At 68.7% G+C, this 17,774-nt stretch carries 17 protein-coding genes; 10 read left to right on the top strand and 7 right to left on the bottom strand.

The genetic code is table 11. From position 1 onward, the window contains the following. The first annotated feature begins 6 nt into the window (after nucleotides 1-6). The gene (locus CEK68_RS00940) at nucleotides 7-888 is read left to right on the top strand and encodes a cytochrome c oxidase subunit 3 (RefSeq protein WP_010341611.1); all 882 of its coding nucleotides are present in this window, start codon (nucleotides 7-9) and stop codon (nucleotides 886-888) included. A gap of 102 nt (nucleotides 889-990) precedes the next feature. On the opposite strand, the gene CEK68_RS00935 is transcribed toward CEK68_RS00940, so the two are convergent. Next, on the bottom strand, nucleotides 991-1,209 hold the full coding sequence (locus CEK68_RS00935) for a twin transmembrane helix small protein (protein ID WP_010341612.1): 219 nt from the start codon (nucleotides 1,207-1,209) through the stop codon (nucleotides 991-993). Between the two features lie 30 nt (nucleotides 1,210-1,239). Here CEK68_RS00935 and CEK68_RS00930 point away from each other — a divergent pair, with 30 nt between their 5' ends. The 5 genes from CEK68_RS00930 (at nucleotide 1,240) to CEK68_RS00910 (ending at nucleotide 6,478) form a co-directional block, all read left to right on the top strand. Continuing rightward, nucleotides 1,240-1,998, top strand: coding sequence for an SURF1 family protein (locus CEK68_RS00930; protein ID WP_152238253.1), 759 nt, complete (start codon nucleotides 1,240-1,242; stop codon nucleotides 1,996-1,998). Between the two features lie 27 nt (nucleotides 1,999-2,025). After that, a complete protein-coding gene (locus CEK68_RS00925; RefSeq protein WP_148829646.1) occupies nucleotides 2,026-2,601 on the top strand; it encodes a hypothetical protein in 576 nt (191 codons plus the stop codon). A 10-nt stretch (nucleotides 2,602-2,611) separates the two neighbouring features. Continuing rightward, entirely contained in the window at nucleotides 2,612-3,775 is a 1,164-nt protein-coding gene (locus CEK68_RS00920; RefSeq protein ID WP_017914359.1) for a COX15/CtaA family protein, read from the top strand. Further along, entirely contained in the window at nucleotides 3,772-4,665 is an 894-nt protein-coding gene (gene cyoE / locus CEK68_RS00915; RefSeq protein WP_017914706.1) for a heme o synthase, read from the top strand. Before CEK68_RS00920 ends, cyoE begins: the two co-directional genes overlap by 4 nt. 88 nt (nucleotides 4,666-4,753) lie before the next feature. Further along, nucleotides 4,754-6,478, top strand: coding sequence for a PAS domain-containing methyl-accepting chemotaxis protein (locus tag CEK68_RS00910; RefSeq protein ID WP_152238252.1), 1,725 nt, complete (start codon nucleotides 4,754-4,756; stop codon nucleotides 6,476-6,478). 168 nt (nucleotides 6,479-6,646) lie between these two features. On the opposite strand, the gene CEK68_RS00905 is transcribed toward CEK68_RS00910, so the two are convergent. Continuing rightward, the gene (locus tag CEK68_RS00905) at nucleotides 6,647-8,233 is read right to left on the bottom strand and encodes a thioredoxin family protein (RefSeq protein ID WP_152236355.1); all 1,587 of its coding nucleotides are present in this window, start codon (nucleotides 8,231-8,233) and stop codon (nucleotides 6,647-6,649) included. A gap of 202 nt (nucleotides 8,234-8,435) precedes the next feature. Further along, a complete protein-coding gene (locus tag CEK68_RS00900; RefSeq protein WP_148829649.1) occupies nucleotides 8,436-9,425 on the bottom strand; it encodes a bile acid:sodium symporter family protein in 990 nt (329 codons plus the stop codon). Between the two features lie 252 nt (nucleotides 9,426-9,677). Here CEK68_RS00900 and CEK68_RS00895 point away from each other — a divergent pair, with 252 nt between their 5' ends. Beyond that, nucleotides 9,678-10,892, top strand: a complete 1,215-nt coding sequence (locus tag CEK68_RS00895) for a hypothetical protein (RefSeq protein ID WP_152236354.1) — start codon at nucleotides 9,678-9,680, stop codon at nucleotides 10,890-10,892. Nucleotides 10,893-10,977: 85 nt separating this feature from the next. On the opposite strand, the gene dnaG is transcribed toward CEK68_RS00895, so the two are convergent. From dnaG to rpsU, 4 genes are all read right to left on the bottom strand, one after another. Beyond that, nucleotides 10,978-12,720, bottom strand: coding sequence for a DNA primase (gene dnaG / locus CEK68_RS00890; protein ID WP_152236353.1), 1,743 nt, complete (start codon nucleotides 12,718-12,720; stop codon nucleotides 10,978-10,980). A gap of 71 nt (nucleotides 12,721-12,791) precedes the next feature. Then, nucleotides 12,792-13,706 (bottom strand): YihY/virulence factor BrkB family protein, encoded by a 915-nt coding sequence (locus tag CEK68_RS00885; protein WP_152238251.1) that lies wholly within the window; start codon nucleotides 13,704-13,706, stop codon nucleotides 12,792-12,794. A gap of 141 nt (nucleotides 13,707-13,847) precedes the next feature. Beyond that, nucleotides 13,848-14,294 (bottom strand): GatB/YqeY domain-containing protein, encoded by a 447-nt coding sequence (locus CEK68_RS00880; RefSeq protein WP_017912044.1) that lies wholly within the window; start codon nucleotides 14,292-14,294, stop codon nucleotides 13,848-13,850. Nucleotides 14,295-14,541: 247 nt separating this feature from the next. Then, on the bottom strand, nucleotides 14,542-14,757 hold the full coding sequence (rpsU, locus tag CEK68_RS00875) for a 30S ribosomal protein S21 (RefSeq protein ID WP_003465342.1): 216 nt from the start codon (nucleotides 14,755-14,757) through the stop codon (nucleotides 14,542-14,544). A 122-nt stretch (nucleotides 14,758-14,879) separates the two neighbouring features. Between rpsU and tsaD the strand changes: the two genes are divergently transcribed. The 3 genes from tsaD to CEK68_RS00860 all read left to right on the top strand — a co-directional run bounded on the left by tsaD (nucleotide 14,880) and on the right by CEK68_RS00860 (nucleotide 17,702). Continuing rightward, nucleotides 14,880-15,962: a tRNA (adenosine(37)-N6)-threonylcarbamoyltransferase complex transferase subunit TsaD gene (gene tsaD / locus CEK68_RS00870; RefSeq protein ID WP_152238250.1), complete on the top strand. Its 1,083-nt coding sequence runs from the start codon at nucleotides 14,880-14,882 to the stop codon at nucleotides 15,960-15,962. Nucleotides 15,963-16,032: 70 nt separating this feature from the next. After that, nucleotides 16,033-16,386, top strand: coding sequence for a dihydroneopterin aldolase (folB, locus tag CEK68_RS00865; RefSeq protein WP_017912042.1), 354 nt, complete (start codon nucleotides 16,033-16,035; stop codon nucleotides 16,384-16,386). Further along, entirely contained in the window at nucleotides 16,383-17,702 is a 1,320-nt protein-coding gene (locus tag CEK68_RS00860) for a mechanosensitive ion channel domain-containing protein (RefSeq protein ID WP_017915483.1), read from the top strand. The genes folB and CEK68_RS00860 overlap by 4 nt, the downstream gene beginning before the upstream one ends. The last annotated feature ends 72 nt before the right edge of the window (nucleotides 17,703-17,774 follow it).

The following is a 17,774-nucleotide window of genomic DNA, read 5'->3' as shown; positions in this document are numbered from 1 at the left end:
CCTGCCATGGCCCAGCCCAGCACCGACGCCACCGCCAACGCCTACTACGTGCCCAGCCAGAGCCGCTGGCCGTTCATCGGCTCGATCGCGATGTTCGTGACCATGATCGGCGTGGCCAGTTGGCTCAACGACGCGTCCTGGGGCAAGTGGACCTTCTTCACCGGCATCGCGATGCTGGTGGCGACGCTGTTCATGTGGTTCGGCGATGTGATCCGCGAATCGATCGCCGGGCACTACAACCGCCAGGTCGACGTGTCGTTCCGCATGGGCATGGTGTGGTTCATCTTCTCCGAGGTGATGTTCTTCGGCGCCTTCTTCGGCGCGCTGTTCTACACCCGTACCTTCATCCTGCCGTGGCTGGGCGGCGAGGGCGACGGGGTGATGACCAATGCGCTGCTGTGGGACGGCTACTCCGCCGCCTGGCCGACCAACGGCCCGGGCGGCATCGGCGGCCAGTTCCAGACCATCCCGGCCTGGGGCCTGCCGCTGATCAACACGCTGATCCTGCTCAGCTCCGGCGTGACCCTGACCATCGCCCACCACGCGCTCAAGGCCGGCCAGCGCACCCGGCTGATGGTGTTCCAGGCGCTGACCGTGGCGCTGGGCTGCACCTTCCTGTACTTCCAGGCCGAGGAGTACATGCACGCCTACAAGGAACTCAACCTGACCCTGGGCTCGGGCATCTACGGTTCGACCTTCTTCATGCTCACCGGCTTCCACGGCGCGCACGTGCTGCTGGGCACGATCATGCTGCTGGTGATGTTGCTGCGGATCAGCCGCGGCCACTTCAGCCGCGACAACCACTTCGCCTTCGAAGCGGCGGCGTGGTACTGGCACTTCGTCGACGTGGTGTGGCTGGCGCTGTTCCTGTTCGTCTATGTGCTTTGACTGCTGGAAATAGGGAATCGGGAATGGGGAATCGCAAGAGCGGCTTTCGCTTGCGCTCCCGCTTTGCCGATTCTCTTTTCCCGATTCCCCATTCCCGGTTTCTCAGCGGCCAAGTCCGTGAGGCTTGATCACTCCCGTGTAGATGCCCAGGATCACCAGCAGGATCAGGCACACCGATAGGCCGATGCGCCAGGTCAACGCGTTCACCGTGCGCTTGCTCTGGCCGCGGTCCACCAACAGGTAGTACAGGCCGGCGCCCAGGTTCCACAGGATGAGCAGCAGGAACGCGACGATCAGCAAAGTCTTCAGCGAGTCGTTCATGGGCGTCTCGGCGCATGGTGTGTCCGCATTATGACCCTCGCCGCTGCCTCGCGCGTGGGTGCGCGCCGGCGCATGCCGCTGTGGCTGGGCTGGAGCGTGGCGTTGGCGGTGGCGCTGTGCTTCTGCGCGCTGGGCCGCTGGCAACTGCAGCGCATGCACGAGAAGCAGGCCTTGCTGGCGCAGGCGGCGCATGTGCGCGATCGTCCGCAGACGCTGGCCGACGCGCTGCGTGCGACGCCGCCAGGCCAGTTGCGCTGGGTGCATGGTGCCGGCCGCTTCCTGCCCGGGCAGATCCTGCTCGACAACCAGCTGCGGCAGGGCCGCAGCGGGGTCAAGGTGTACCAGCCGTTCCTGGCCGACGGCGCGGCGGCGCCGCTGCTGGTGGAACTGGGCTGGCTCCCGCTGCCGGCCGATCGTGCGCTGCCCGAACCGGCGCCGTTGCAGGGCCGCTACACGCTGGTCGGCCTGCTCGGGCCGCCACCGTCGCATGGATTGACCCTGGGTCCGGCGCTGGTCGCGGCGCCGTCGCCGCAGCGCTGGCTGGCGATGCGCATCGAGCCGGCGGCGATCGGCGAGGCGCTCGGCCGCCGCGACATTTTGTCGCAGGTGCTGCGCCTGGATCCGGCCTTGCCGCTGGGTTATCCGCGCGACCTGGACCTGCTGCCGAACACGCTGCCGCCCGAGCGCCACTTGGGTTACGCGGTGCAATGGTTCGGCCTGGCGCTGGCGGTGCTGGTCACCGCGGCGCTGCTCAGCTGGCGCGCGCGCAGGGGACGGGGCGGGCGCTGAGCGCGCGCGCATGAGAAAATCCCCGGCATGAATGCTCCCACCCCGGCCCCGCGCCCGGCGGCCGCACGCGGCCGCTGGCCGCTGATCGTGTTGTTCGTCCTGTTCTTCGGCTCGATGCTGGTCGCCGGCGCGTTGCGCTTTTCCGGCTGGCAGCCGGCCGCCAGCCGCAACCACGGCGAACTGCTGCAGCCGCCGGCCGACCTGCGCGCGCTGCAGCCGCGGCTGGCCGACGGCCGCGTCTACGCCTGGGAGCCGCAGCGGCGGCTGTGGCGCATCGCGCTGGCGCCGCCGGCGGACTGCGGCAGCGCCTGCGAGGCGCTGGCGCGCGACCTGGACAAGGTCTGGCAGCTGTTCGGCCACGACGCCGACCACGTGCAGATCCTGTGGATCGGCACGCCGCCGGCCGCCGCCCAGGCCCTGCCGCAGGTGCAGGCGCTGCGCGCGGATCCGGCGCTGCTGGCGGCGCTGCCGCGGGTGCGCGATGCGGCCGGGGTGCCGGTCTACGTCATCGATCCGAACGGTTTCGTGGTGCTGCGCTATGCCCCCGGGTTCGACCCGGCCGGGTTGCGCGCGGACCTGGCGAAACTGCTGAAACTCCTGTGAGCCGCTTCCTATGACCTTGTTCGCGCGCCCGGCGCTGTTCCGGCATTTCCATCGCATGGCCTGGCTGGCGGCGCTGTTCACCGCCAGCACCATCATGTTCGGCTCGTTCGTGCGCCTGTCCGATGCGGGCATGAGCTGCCCGGATTGGCCGACCTGCTACGGCCGCATCACCTGGCCGCAGACCAGTGCCGAAGCCGATACCCACGCCGCCAGCAAGATCCGGCCGCTGGAGACGCACAAGGCGTGGCGCGAGCAGATCCACCGCTTCCTGGCCGGTGCGCTGGGCGTGGAAGTGTTGGTGCTGTCGCTGCTGGCGGCGCGGCGGCGCCGGCTCGGCATCGCCCAGATCGTCACGGCGGCGGCGCTGGTGGCGCTGTCGATCCCGCTGTACATGTCCGGCTGGCCGGGGCTGGCGATGCTGGTGGCAGTCGGCGGCGAGGCGATCCTGCTGCTGGCGGCGCTGCGCTGGTCCAACGACGACCTGGCCCGTGCCGCGGTGCTGACCCTGTCGGTGGTGATCTTCCAGGCCCTGCTGGGCATGTGGACGGTGACCCTGCTGCTCAAGCCGATCGTGGTGATGGGCCACCTGCTGGGCGGCTTGCTGATGTTCTCGCTGCTGGTGTGGATGGCCTGGCGCGCCACCCATCTGCCGATCACCCTGGCCGATGCGCCGCGCCTGAAGTGGCTGCTGCGCCTGGGCGTGGCGGTGCTGGTGCTGCAGATCGCCCTGGGCGGCTGGGTCAGCGCCAACTACGCGGCGTTGGCCTGCGGCGGCGGCAGCTGGTCGGCCGACAACTTCCCGCGCTGCGTCAGCCAGTGGTGGCCGCCGCACGATTTCCGCGAGGGCTTCACCCTGTGGCGTGGCATCGGCGTGGACTACGAAGGCGGCGTGCTCGACGGCGCGGCGCGCATCGCCATCCAGATGGCGCACCGGATGATGGCGATGGTGGTGGCGGCCTACCTGCTGTGGCTGAGCTGGCGCCTGAGCCGCACGCCGGGCATGCGCGGCTGGGCCGCGGCGCTGGCGCTGCTGCTGGTCGCGCAGGTGTGCCTGGGCATCCTCAACGTCAAGCTGGCGCTGCCCTTGCCGGTGGCGGTGCTGCACAACGCCGGCGCGGTGGCGCTGCTGTTCGTGCTGGTGTCGTTGCTGGCGCGCTTGCGGGCGCCGCAATGAGCGCGCATCGCGTCCACTGGCGCGACTACTGGGACCTGACCAAGCCCAAGGTGGTGGCGCTGATCGTGTTCACCGCCCTGGTCGGCATGTGCCTGGCGATCCCGGGGCTGCCGACCTGGGCGCAGGTGCGCACCGGCCTGCTCGGCTTCTTCGGCATCTGGCTGGCGGCCTCGGCGGCGGCGGCGATCAACCAGCTGCTGGACGCACGCATCGATGCGCAGATGGCGCGCACCTCCTGGCGTCCGCTGGTGGTGGGCAAGGTGCTGCCGTGGCAGGTGCTGCTGTTCGCTACCCTGCTGACGGCGCTGTCGATGACCGTGCTGGTGGTGTGGGTCAACGGGATCACCGCGGTGCTGACCTTCGCCTCGCTGATCGGCTATGCGGTGATCTACACGGTGTTCCTCAAGCGCACCACGCCGCAGAACATCGTCATCGGCGGCCTGGCCGGCGCGGCGCCGCCGCTGCTGGGCTGGGCCGCGATCACCGGCATGCAGGGCCAGTGGGACTGGGCCTATGCCTCGCTGTTGGTGCTGATCATCTTCGTGTGGACGCCGCCGCACTTCTGGGCATTGGCGATCTTCCGCCGCGCCGACTACGCCAAGGCCTCGATCCCGATGCTGCCGGTCACCCATGGCGTGGCGCATACCCGCCGGCAGATCCTGGTGTACACGGTGCTGCTGGTGGTGGTGACGCTGCTGCCGGTGGCGGTGGGCATGAGCGGGGTGTTCTACCTCGGCGGCACCCTGGTGCTGGACGCGGTGTTCCTCTGGTACGCCTGGCGCATGCTCGATCCGCCGGACGAGATGTTCTCGATGCGCATGTTCGGCTACTCCATCGTGTACCTGATGGCGCTGTTCGCGTTCCTGCTGGTCGATCACTGGATCGCCTGAACGGGTCGTTCAGTTTTCCGCTCAAGTGTTGCCGGTCGCGGTCGTTACCGGGCGAACGACCAAGATCGGCAAAGCCGCGGAGACATCCATGTGGGGCAAGAGCAAGCAAGACGCGGCGAAGCTGCAGGCACTGACCGAGCGCCTGCGCGAGGCCGAGGCCGAGCGTGACCGCGCCCGTGCGCAGGCCGACAGCGCCCTCGCCAATGTGGACGACATGCGCGTCCGTTTCGACCTGGTCACCAAGGCGACCACCGACGGCCTGTGGGAAATGCGGGTGATCGCCGGCGATCCGATCAACCCCGCCAACGAATTCTGGTGGTCCTCGCAGTTCCGCGCGATGCTGGGCTTCTCCTCCGAGCTCGACTTCCCCAACGTGCTCGACAGTTGGGCCTCGCGCCTGCATCCGGACGACAAGCAGGCCACGCTGGACGCGTTCGCCAAGCACCTGGGCGACCGCAGCGGCCAGACCCCGTACGACGTGGACTACCGCCTGCAGCTGAAGAACGGCCAGTACCGCTGGTTCCGCGCGATCGGTACCACCCAGCGCGACGCCCAGGGCTTACCGCTGCGGGTGGCCGGCGCGCTCACCGACATCACCGAGCGGCGCGAGCGCGAGGCGTTCCTGGACATCGTGCTGACGCGCTTCGAGCTGGGCCAGCAGATGCTCAACGACGGCCTGTGGGACATGAGCGTGACCGCCGGCGATCCGATCAATCCGGCCAACGAGTTCTGGTGGTCGCCGCAGTTCCGCGCGTTGCTGGGCTTCGCCTCCGAGGCCGAGTTCCCCAACGTGCTCGACAGTTGGTCCTCGCGCCTGCATCCGGAGGACGCGGAATTCGCGCTCAATGCCTTCGCGTCGCATATCAACGACCGCACCGGCCGGACCGGCTTCGACATTCAGTATCGGATCAAGCTGAAGAGCGGTGAGTACCGCTGGGTCCACGCGCGCGGCCTGACCAAGCGCGCCGCCGACGGCACCCCGCTGCGTGCGGTCGGCGCGTTGCTGGACATCCATGCCACGCGTCAGCTCGGCGAGGCGGCGCACACGCTGCAGACCGCGGCCGCGGAGATGGTCGAGGACAACAACGATCTGGCCCGGCGTACCGAGCAGCAGGCCGCGGCGCTGGAAGAGGCGGCCAGCTCGATGGAGGAGATCACCGGCACCGTGCAGCGCAACGTCGAGCACGTCGGTCACGCCAACCGCCTGGTGGATGGTGCCAGCGACGTCGCCCAGCGCGGTGGCGAGGTGGTGCGCGACGTGGTGCAGACCATGGCCGGCATCGAGAGCGCCTCACGCAAGATCGCCGACATCATCAGCGTGATCGACGGCATCGCCTTCCAGACCAACATCCTGGCGCTGAACGCGGCGGTGGAAGCGGCGCGTGCGGGCGAGCAGGGCCGTGGTTTCGCCGTGGTCGCCACCGAAGTGCGCAGCCTGGCGCAGCGCTGCGCCGATGCGGCCAAGGAAGTGCGCGGCCTGATCGCCAGCTCCAGCGAGCAGGTCGATCGCGGTTCGGCGCTGGTCGCACGCGCCGGTGCCACCATGGAAGAACTGCTCGGCTCGGTGCGCGAGGTGCAGCGCATCATGACCGACATCGCCGGCGCCAGCCGCGAGCAGAGTGCCGGCATCGGCCAGGTCAACCAGATCGTGGTGCAGATGGACACCGCCACGCAGCAGAACGCGGCGCTGGTCGAAAAGATGGCCGAAGCGGCGCGCGCGCTGGAAAACCAGGCCAGCGGCCTGAACGCGCATACCGCCAAGGAGCAGCAGCGCGCGGCCAACCAGGCGGCGCCGGTGCGCGTGGCGGCCTGATCGGGAGCGGCCCAGCCCACGGCGCGTCTGCCGCGTCGTGGGCGTGAGGGGGGCTGTCGCGTCCTGCGACGCGGCAGATCCGCCGGCTCGGGAGCGGACAGCTGTGCAGGCACTGGCGGTCGCCCCCGGCGTGCTGCCCTGCCGTGGTGCGTGAGGCGCCTCTCGCGCTCACCCCAGCCAATGCTGGCAGCCGTCGCCCTCCTGGCTGCCGCAGCTTTGCTGCATCTTGTGCTGCAGCCGCGCGAGCACCGCGCTGCCGTCGTGGCCCTTGCTCCAGGCCTGCAGGGTCTTGGCCAGGGTATCGAAACGCTGCCGGGTGCGCTGGTGATAGCCATCCGGCTGGCCGGCCAACTCCCCGATCACCTGGCCGGCGGCCGCCTCGATCGCGGCCGCATTGTCCGGCTGCAGCCGGACCAGCCCATCGACATAGAGCACGCCCCACTGCACGCGGGTGGCCGGGCCCTGCGCGCTCTCGTAGGCCTTTTTCAGCCAGAACAGCGCCGTCTGCTTGTCGCCGCGCGCCTCGGCCAGGCCGGCCAGTTCCGGCATGTAGTAGTACGGGGTCTTGCTGCGCTGAAGCTCGGCCAGCAGCAGTTGTTCGGCACCGGCGCTGTCGCCGGCGGCGTCCAGCAGGCTGGCGGCGTTGCTGATCGTGGACTGGCGTTCGTAGTCGGTCGTGGCGGCCTGCTCGGCCCAGTGCACGCGCTGCTGCACCTTGGCGACCACCGCCGGCGGCAGCGGCGGATGCGGACCGTCGCCGGCATCGGCCGGCTGGCCTTGCGCCAAGCGTGCCAAGGCGATGTCCGCGGCGGCGGTGTCCAGGCGATCGCTGATCGGCAGGCTGCTGTCGGCGTAGACCTGGTCCAGCGCATGGGTCAGTGCGGCGGACAGCGTGTTGCGCTCGGCGGCGTCGCTGGCCGCGGCCTGCACCAGCTCGCGCGCCGCATAGGTCAGCGTGCTGCGGTTGGCGCGCACTTCGGCAGGGTCGGCCAGCACCGTCTGCAGCAGTTCGCGGTCGGCGGCGCGGTGCTTGGCGTCCACCTTGGCAGCCTTGGCCGGATCCTGCGCGGCCAGCGCCAGCAACGCGAAACGGCGCTGCAAGGCCGGCTGCGGCGCGGCCGCGGCCAGGCGCGTGAGCATGTCGGCCGCCTGACCCGGCTTGACCAGTTGGGCCGCATCCACCGCCCAGCCGTATTCGCCGAGCAGGATCCAGTCGTCGGCGCTGAGCGTGGCCGGTGCCTTCAGCGCTTGCTGCAGCAACTGCGCCGAGGTGGTGGTGCGGGTCGCGGCCACGCGCAGGGCCTCGGCCAGACGCACGGTATCGCTGTCCCCGGCCAGGCGGGTGATCTCGCTGCGGTCCGGGCGCAGCACGATGATGGTCGGATAGCCCTTGACGCCGAAGCGTTCGCCCCAGGCCTGCGCGCCTTCCGAATCGCCGTCCAGGTGCACCGCGACGAAGGCGCGGGTGCGGGCAATGAACGCCGGGTCCTTGAACAGCGTGGCCTTGAGCCGATTGCAGGGCGGGCACCAGGCCGCGCCCCAGTACAGCAGCACCGGCTTGTCGTGTTCGCGCGCTTCGGCGAAGGCGTCGTCGACGTCGCCCTCGCGCCAGGCGATGCCGGCGCTGTCGGCGGCAGGCGCCGCTGGGGCGGCCTTGGGCGCGGCCGGCGCGGGCGGTTGCTGGCAGGCACTCAGCGCCAGCAGCGCGGCCAGGCTGGCGGAGATCGTCGCGGAACGGCGGAACATGCGGCTCATGGGGGCACCGGGAGGGGAGGGAGACACGGCGCCGGCCGTGCCGGCCGTCTACTGTACGCAGCCGTTGCCGTCATCGCTCATGCCGGCTGCGCATCTGCATATGCCGCCCGTGCAGGTGCTGCGCGGCGCATGACACGCGCTTGCGGCCCGCGTCGGCGCGGCGTGCCGGCCGGCGCCCGCGACCGCCCCTTGCCGTTCGCCGCTAGCCGGTCGCTTCTGCCTTCGCCGCGCGCGCGTAGCGTTGCGCGATCACCGCGCAGACGATCAGCTGGATCTGGTGGTAGATCATCACCGGCAACACGATCGCGCCGAGGCTGCCGCTGGCGAACAGTACCTTGGCCATCGGCACGCCGGTGGCCAGGCTCTTCTTCGAGCCGCAGAACACGATCGGAATCTCGTCCTCGCGGGAAAAGCCCAGGCGCCGTGCGCCGAAGGTGATCAACGCCATCGCCAGCGCCAGCAGCACCGCGCCGACCACGGCGACGCCGAGCAGCGCCGGCAGCGGCGTCTTGCGCCACAGGCCTTCGACCACCGCGGCGCTGAACGCGGTGTACACCACCAGCAGGATGGTGCTCTGGTCGGTGTAGCGCAGCACCGCGCGGCGGCGCTCGACCCAGCCGCCGATCCAGCGCTGCAGCAGATGGCCGGCGACGAACGGCACCAGCAGCTGCAGCATGATCTTGCCCATCGCCTCCAGCGGATTGGACATGGCGTTCTGCGCGTCGGTCAGCACGCCCATCAGCAGCGGCGTCAGGAACACCCCGAGCAGGCTCGACAGCGAGGCGCTGCACACCGCCGCCGGCACGTTGCCGCCGGCCATCGAGGTGAAGGCGATCGACGACTGCACCGTGGACGGCAGCGTGCACAGGAACAGCACACCGATGTACAGGTCCGGGGTCAGCAGCCAGTGCGACAGCGGCTTGAACAGCAGGCCCAGCAGCGGGAACAGGATGAAGGTGGCGGCGAAGATGGTCAGGTGCAGCCGCCAGTGCAGCGCGCCGGCGACGATGGCCTCGCGCGACAGCCGCGCGCCATGCAGGAAGAACAGCGCGGCGATCGCCAGATCGGTGACCACGTCCATCACCGACGCCGCGCGCCCCTGCACCGGCAGCAGCGAGGCCAGCAGCACCGTGCACAGCAGCGCCAGGGTGAAGGGTTCGATGCGCAGGCGCGCAAGCCAGGACTTGATCATCGGGGAAGGTCGAGCGGTGGGGGGAGTCGTGCATTTTAGAAAGCATGGCGCCCGCACGCGAATCCGGACGCACTGCGTAGACAACTCGCAGACATGTTGCGCTGCCGGCCGTTTCGGTCAAATGCGCGTACCGGCAGCTTGCTAGATTGCGGCCACCCGGTCGATGGGGAGCGCGCCGGGCACGCAGGCGCGTCGTGCACGCGTTTGTGCTTCCCGCTCCTCCAGGCATTGCCACGGACTCGGAGCTTGCATATGTCGTACGACCAGTATCAGACCGTTTTTGCGCTTTCGACATTGGCTAATTGGGTCAGTACCCAAAAGGGAACAGCGGTACAGCTGCAGGCCGCCTACCAAGCAGTGCTACAAAATACGCTGGCGTCGCAGCCGGCGAAGGATGCCATCGGCAGCTGGGAGTTGGTCTGGGGACCGCAGGTGTGGCAGATGGATGGTTCCGACCTTTCGGAAAATGCGATGTTCGTAGCCAAGGCGAGCGACGTGGGCGCTATCGCCGGAGACGTGTACGTCGTGGCGATCGCAGCTACCAACCCGAATTCTCTTTACGACTGGCTGATCGAGGATTTCAATGTGGTGCCGGTTGTGGACTTTTCCCACTTCAATCCACTAGACAAGAGTCCGCCGACCAGGGCCGTGTGGCCATGGGCGCCGAATGTCCCCTTTATCTCGATGGGAACTGCTCTGGGAGTATGGCATCTGCTGCAGATGGTCAGCCCGGCCAAGGCGATGGCGCCGGGTAAGAGCCTATGCGATTTCCTGCAGAGTGTGGCGCATAGCGATGCTACGGTGATCTTCGCCGGACATAGTCTTGGCGGTGCCTTGTCGCCGACTATGGCGTTCTGGCTCAAGAATGCTAACAAACTCAGTGGATACAAGGCGGTGTATTGCTATCCCACCGCTGGTGCCACGCCGGGGAATGGAGTGTTCGCGCAGGCGTATGCAAAGGCGCTTTCGGCGGAACCATCCGGTGCCACGGGATATCAGTCGTGGAATTGCGATCTGTGGAATACGCTTGATGCGGTGCCGCATGCCTGGAGAATAAACATGCTGGGCGATATCAAGACGAAGTTGTACGGAAATGTGTCGATCCCCGACGTCAATCACTTTGTCGATTTTGCGATCGCCAGTTCGTTGGCATCGCGCATTGGTTATGCGCAGATCCCCAATCAGTCGCTTCCGGGAAAGGTAAGTGGTGATAAGCCGAGCGATTTTAGATCTTTCATGAATCAGGTGAGGATTCAGCACACCGATGCGTATGAGACGTTGATTGCGGCCAAGCTTCAGCCCGTGCTGCCGCCCTCGCATGCGCTTCAGACCACAATGCGTGATAGCGAGGCGCAATTGGATGCCCTGGCCGCGCGGATGGAAGCGGAGCGCGAGGAACTGGCCGAACGTTTCTCAAAAGCGCGCGAGGCGTTGGGCGTGACCGATCCTGCAAAGTCGACGGCATAAGCGGAATCTGCGCCGATGCAACAGCGATGATCGGCACGACGGTCGCCGCCCTGCGCCGTATGCGGGCTGCAGCGCAGGTGAGTCCTCAATGCAGCCCCGCACGCGCCTTCAGCAGTTCCCGCAGCTCGTACTTGTCGGTCTCGTCCAACCCTTGCGCGCGCTGCTTGGCCTGCAGTTCGTCCAGGCGCTGCTGCAGCGTCTGCTTTTCCAGCTGCACGACCACGTCGTGCAGTTCCTGGCGCCAACTGGTGGTCTCGCCGGCGATCTCCTGCACCGCCAGCTTCTGCAGTGCGGCCAGTTCCTCGCGTTCTTGGAAGTGTTCGAGCAGGGCGCCGGTGGTGATTTCCGGGCGCGCATGCACGATCTGCAGCAGTTCGATCATCAGCTCGATGCCGGGCAGGCGCAGGCCAGCGAACGGGTAGGGCGGCGGCAGGTCCAGCGCCAGCGACGGTGCCTGCAGCAGGCGCACGATCCCCTCGCGGACCAGGCTGCGCTTGTGCGCCGGGCGCGGCGCGCGCGGCGGCGGCCGGCTCGCCGCGGCCGTGGCGACTGCCGGTGCGGCGGCGCCGATGCCGGTGAGTTCGGCCAGGCGCTGACGCATCAGGTCGCCGAAGGCGCCGTCGGGAATCTGCGCCAGCATCGGCCGCGCGCGTTCGGCCAGGCGCGCCTTGCCGTCGAGCGTGCCGAGGTTGATCTCGCGCGAGAGTTCGTCGAAGAAGAACTGCGACAGCGGCGTGGCCTGGACCAGGCGCGCGTCGAAGGCCGCGGCGCCTTCCTTGCGCACGATGGTGTCCGGATCCTCGCCGTCGGGCAGGAACAGGAAGAACGCCTGGCGTCCGTCCTTCATCCGCGGCAGCACCGATTCCAGCGCCTTCCAGCCGGCGCGGCGGCCGGCGGCGTCGCCGTCGAAGCAGAAGAACACGTCCGGCGCGTTGCGGAACAGCAGCTCGGCATGGTCCGGCGTGGTCGCGGTGCCCAGCGTCGCCACCGCCTGGGTGACGCCGAACTGGAACAGCGAGACCACGTCCATGTAGCCCTCGACCACGATCAGCCGCTCGATCTTCTGGTTGGCCTGGCGCACCTGCCACAGGCCGTACAGCTCGCGGCCCTTGTGGAACAGCGCGGTCTCCGGCGAGTTCAGGTACTTGGGGCCGTCGTCCTTGTCGAGCACGCGGCCGCCGAAGGCGATGACCCGGCCGCGGCGGTCGAAGATCGGGAACATCACCCGGTCGCGGAACTTGTCGTAGACGTGGCCGCGGTCGTTCTTGGAGAACAGCCCGGCGCGGTCGAGCAGCTTGAGCCGGCGCTCGTCGGTGCCCAGCGCGTCCTTGAGCGCGCTGTAGCCGTCCGGGGCGTAGCCGATCTGGAAGCGCGCGCGGTTTTCGGCGTCCACGCCCCGGCCGTCCAGGTAGGCGCGCGCCTTCTCGCTGCCGTCGAACTGGCGTTGGAAGAACTTGGCCGCCGCTTCCAGCGCGGAGTACAGGTCGCGATGGTCGTCGCCGGCGGCCTGCGCCGCGCCACGCTGCTGGGCGTCGCGCGGGATCTCCATGCCGGCGCGCTTGGCCAGCTCGTCGACCGCGTCGAGGAATTCGAGGCGGTCGTAATTCATCAGGAAGCTGATCGCGGTGCCGTGCGCGCCGCAGCCGAAGCAGTGGTAGAACTGCTTGGTCGGCGACACCGTGAACGAGGCCGAGCGCTCGTCGTGGAACGGGCAGCGCGCCGCGTATTCCTTGCCCTGGCGCTTCAGCGGCACGCGCGTGCCGATCACCTCGACGATGTCGGTGCGTGCGAGCAGGTCGTCGATGAATGCGTCGGGGATGCGGGCCATCCGCATAGGATGCCACGCGCGTGTGCCGTCACGCTGGCCGCGCGGCCTGCGTGTGGTTCAGTGCCGTGCGGTCAGGGCGCCGGCGGTGTCTGCGCAACGCTGCGCGGGTCGATCCCGGCGGCGACGAGCTTGCTGTGCGAGCGCAGCCGCTCGTCGATCACCGCGGTGATCAGCGCGCCGACGAAGAACACCACCGTGGCGTAGTAGATCCACACCAGCAGGATCACCAGCGCGCCCATCGAGCCGTAGGCGCTGCCGGGCGCGGCGGTGGCGATGTACAGGCCGATCGCGTAGCGCCCGGCCACGAACAGGCAGGCGGTGATCGCGCCGCCGATGATGGCCTGGCGCCATTCCACGCGGCGGTCGGGCAGGTAGTGGTAGAGCACGGCGAAGGCCAGCACGTAGATCGCCAGGGTCGAGACATAGCCGACCGCCGGCAGCACCGACGGCATTCGTGCGAACACCACCTGCAGCACGGTGGTCAGGATCATCGAGATCAGCAGCAGGAAGCCCAGCGCGAATACCACGCCGAAGGAGAACACGCGCTTCTTCAGCCAGGCCATGATGCCGTCCAGGCGCTGCTTGTCGGTGCGGAAGATCAGGTTCAGCGCGTTCTGCAACTGCGCGAACACCGCGGTAGCGCCGACGAACAGCAACAGGGTGCTCCACAGCCCCGCCAGCGAGCCCACGCTGGGCTGGTTCTTGGCGTTGTCGATCACCGTCTGCGCGACCTCGCGCGCGCCGTGCCCGGCCAGTTGCCCGATCTGCGCGATCAACGCCTCCTGCGCCTGCGGATACAGCGAGGCGGTGAGCCACAGCAGCAGCACCAGCAGCGGCGCCAGCGACAGCAGCGCGTAGAACGACAGCGAGGCCGCCTGGGTCATCACGTCGATCTCGACGAAGCGCCGCACCAGCGCGGCCGGCAGGCTCTGCTGCAGGCGGTCGAGATGTTTGTGCAGGCGGTCGGACGACAGGGGCATGGACATGGGCGCGGGACCTTCGGCGCGCGGCGTCGCAACGCCGGTCCCGCACTGCGCGCAGAAGGGGGCGCGGGCTTGCCGGCGTTGTAGCAGCCCGTCGCCGAAAGGCGGGTGAAGCCCGCCGCGCACGCTAACGCATCGGTGCGGTCAGCCGGCCAACTGCTGCTTGACCAGCACCGAGACCTGGCCCATGTCGGCCTTGCCCGCGAGCATCGGCTTGAGCACGGCCATCAGCTTGCCCATGTCGGCCGGGCTGGCGGCGCCGGTCTGCGCCTTCGCCGCCTGGATCGCGGCGACGATCTCGGCCTCGCCCATCTTGCTCGGCAGGTAGCGCTCGATCACCACGATCTCCTCGCGCTCCACCTGGGCCAGGTCGTCGCGGCCGGCGGCCTCGTACTGGCTGACCGAGTCCTTGCGCTGCTTGACCATCTTGTCCATCACCGCGATCACCGCGGCGTCGTCCATCTCCACGCGCTCGTCCACTTCCTTCTGCTTGATGGCGGCGTTGATCAGCCGGATCACGCCCAGGCTGTGCTTGTCGCCGGACTTCATCGCGGCCTTCATGTCGTCGGTGAGCTGCTGCTTGAGGGTCATGAGGGGCTCCACAGGGAAGAGAAAAAAGGGGAAGGGCATTCTAGGCAAGCGCGCTGGCGCAGGCCGTGGCCGAAGCGGCACGCGGGTGCCGAGGGACAGGGATGGTGCCGATGCCCGCGCGGGGGCGGAGCGCCAGGCCAAGACGGAAGATGCACAAAAAGCCGGCGACGCTTGCGCGTGCCGGCTTCGTGGGCTTACCGTAGCGGATGCCGAAACCGGCACATCCCGCTACCGCAGGCCGCGATCCTCAGTACAGACGCTGGCGCTTGGTGACGTCGCGCGAGGTGCGACGCAGCTGGCGCTTCACCGCGGCAGCGGCCTTGCGCTTGCGTTCCTGGGTCGGCTTTTCGTAGAACTCGCGCTTGCGGGTTTCGGCCAGCACGCCGGCCTTTTCGCAGGTGCGCTTGAAGCGACGGAGCGCAAACTCGAAGGGCTCGTTCTCGCGGACTTTAACGCTGGGCATGGAATCTCCGGGACACAATGGTGACCGGGTCAGGCCCGGCGAGCCGCACATTATAGCGACAGATTTCGCGGCTGCAAGCACCCCGTTTGGCCTGCCGCCGATTCGGCCGCACAATGCACCCCATGAACGTGCTCGGCATCGAATCCAGTTGCGACGAAACCGGCGTCGCCGTCTATGACACCACCCGCTCCGGGGCGGCCGCGCTGCGTGCGCATGCGCTGTACAGCCAGATCGCCCTGCACGCCGAGTACGGCGGGGTGGTGCCGGAGTTGGCCAGCCGCGACCACGTGCGCAAGCTGCTGCCGCTGATCCGCCAGACCCTGGCCGAGGCCGGCCTGCAGGTGCGCGACCTGGACGGGGTCGCCTACACCGCCGGCCCGGGCCTGGTCGGCGCGCTGCTGGTCGGCGCCGGCGTGGCCCGGGCCTTGGCCTGGGCGCTGGAGGTGCCGGCGATCGGCGTGCATCACATGGAAGGCCACCTGCTGGCGCCGCTGATGGAGGATCCGGACCCGGTGCACGGCGCGCCGGCGCCGCCGTTCGTGGCGCTGCTGGTCTCCGGCGGTCACACCCAGTTGATCGCGGTGGAGGCCATCGGCCGCTACCGCCTGCTCGGCGAGACCCTCGACGACGCCGCCGGCGAGGCCTTCGACAAGACCGCCAAGCTGATGGGGCTGCCGTATCCGGGCGGCCCGCAACTGGCGGCGCTGGCCACGCAGGGCACCTCGGGGCGCTTTCGCTTCGCCCGGCCGATGACCGACCGGCCCGGCCTGGACTTCAGCTTTTCCGGGCTCAAGACCCAGGTGCTGCTGGCCTGGCGCGACAGCGATCAGTCCGAGACGGTGCGCGCCGACATCGCCCGCGGCTTCGAGGACGCGGTGGTGGACACGCTGGCGATCAAGTGCGAGCGCGCGCTGGAGGCGGCCGGCAGCGACACCATCGTGGTCGCCGGCGGCGTCGGCGCCAATCTGCGCCTGCGCGCCAAGCTGCAGGCGATGGCGCAGGCCCGCGGCGGTCGTGCCTGCTTCCCGCGCCCGGCGCTGTGCACCGACAACGGCGCGATGATCGCTTTCGCTGGCGCCCTGCGCCTGCAGGCGGGCCTGCACGACGCCGCGTCCGCGGTGCAGGTGACGCCGCGCTGGGACATGGCGGACTTGCCGCCATTGGCGGCAAGTCGGGAATCGGGAATGGAGAATCGGGAATCGTGAGCGGCTCACGCGCCGCTTTTGCCTCTGCTCTTACCATTCCCCACTCCCTATTCCCCATTCCCCGCTCCCCATGGATAAAGTCTTCATCGAAGGTCTGGAAATCGACGCGCTGATCGGCATCTACGATTGGGAGCGGCGGATCCGGCAGACGCTGCGCTTCGATCTGGAAATGGGCTTCGACAACCGCAAGCCCGCGGCCAGCGACGACATCGCCGACACGCTCAACTACAAGGCGGTGAGCAAGCGCCTGGTGGAACTGGTCGAGCAGTCCGGCTACGGGCTGGTCGAGACGCTGGCCGAGCGCTGCGCGGAAGCGGTGCTGCAAGAATTCGACGTGCAGTGGCTGCGGCTGAAGCTGAGCAAGCCGGGCGCGGTGCGCGGAGCGCAGGCAGTGGGGGTCATCATCGAGCGCAGCCGCGCATGAGCACGCAGGCATCGCTGCCATTCGCCAGCGCCGCGCCGGCGGCGCTGCCCGGCGCGCGTTTCTTCGCCGACCTGCAGCACACCCTGGCGCCGTATCCCTGGGCCTACGACGCGATGGTGATCGTGGCGCTGCTGCTGGCGGCGTGGCTGGCCAACTGGGTGACCAAACGCATCCTGCTGCGCGGGCTGCGGCGGGTGCTGCGCGCCACCGTGCTCAGCGACAAGGAGGTGAAGCTGAGCGTGATCCCGCGCCTGGCCAACGTGATCCCGGCGCTGGTGCTGTCGCTGGGCATCGGCGCGGTGCCGCATCTGCCGGCGGCGATGGTCAGCGTGGTGCGCAACGTCTGCGCCGCCTTCATCGTGCTGACCGTGGCGCTGGCCCTGTCGCGGGTGCTGGATCTGCTCAACCACGTCTACGAGCGGCGCCCGGATGCGCACAACAAGCCGATCAAGGGCTACATGCAGTTGCTCAAGATCGTGCTCGGCGTGGTCGCGGCGGTGCTGATGGTGTCGGTGCTGGTCGACAAGTCGCCGGTGATCCTGCTGTCGGGCGTGGGCGCGATGATGGCGGTGCTGATCCTGGTGTTCCAGGACACCCTGCTGTCGCTGGTGGCCAGCGTCACCATCAGTTCCAACGACATGGTCCGCGTTGGCGACTGGATCGAGATGCCGCAGCAGAACGCCGACGGCGACGTGATCGACATCGCGCTGCATACGGTCAAGGTCCAGAACTGGGACAAGACCATCACCACCATCCCGACCAAGAAGCTGATCAGCGATTCGTTCAAGAACTGGCGCGGGATGAGCGAGGCCGGCGGGCGCCGGATCAAGCGCGCGCTGTACCTGGACCAGCACAGCGTGCGCTTCCTCGACGCTGCCGAGATCGAGCAGATGCGGCAGTTGACCGTGCTGCGCGAGTACATCGACCGCAAGCGCGACGAACTCGGCGCCTGGAACGGGGCGCTCGCCGAGCGTGGGGTGGCGCCGATCAACGGCCGCCGGATCACCAACCTCGGCACCTTCCGCGCCTACGTCGAACATTACCTGCGCGCCAGCCCGCACGTGCGCCAGGACATGACCCTGCTGGTGCGGCAGCTGGAACCCGGCGCCAACGGCCTGCCGCTGGAGCTGTACTGCTTCGCCAACGACACCCGCTGGGCGATGTACGAGCAGATCCAGGCGGACCTGTTCGATCACCTGCTGGCGATCCTGCCCAATTTCGACCTGCGCGTGTTCCAGGCTTCCAGCGACGCGATGTTCATGGACAGCGCGCGGATCCGCCGCGCCCCGGACGCCGTGCCGCCGCCGGCGGCTTGACGGCTGTCACGTCTGCGGGCATGTTGCGGGACAACATGCCGGCGCCTCTCGCCGCCGGCCCGCAGCAACAAG

It is taken from the genome of Xanthomonas sp. LMG 12461 (assembly GCF_009192935.1).
In the GTDB taxonomy this organism is placed as follows: domain Bacteria; phylum Pseudomonadota; class Gammaproteobacteria; order Xanthomonadales; family Xanthomonadaceae; genus Xanthomonas_A; species Xanthomonas_A sontii.
Note: the sequence above shows the minus strand (reverse complement) of the source record. Positions and strands in the feature narration are given on the sequence as shown.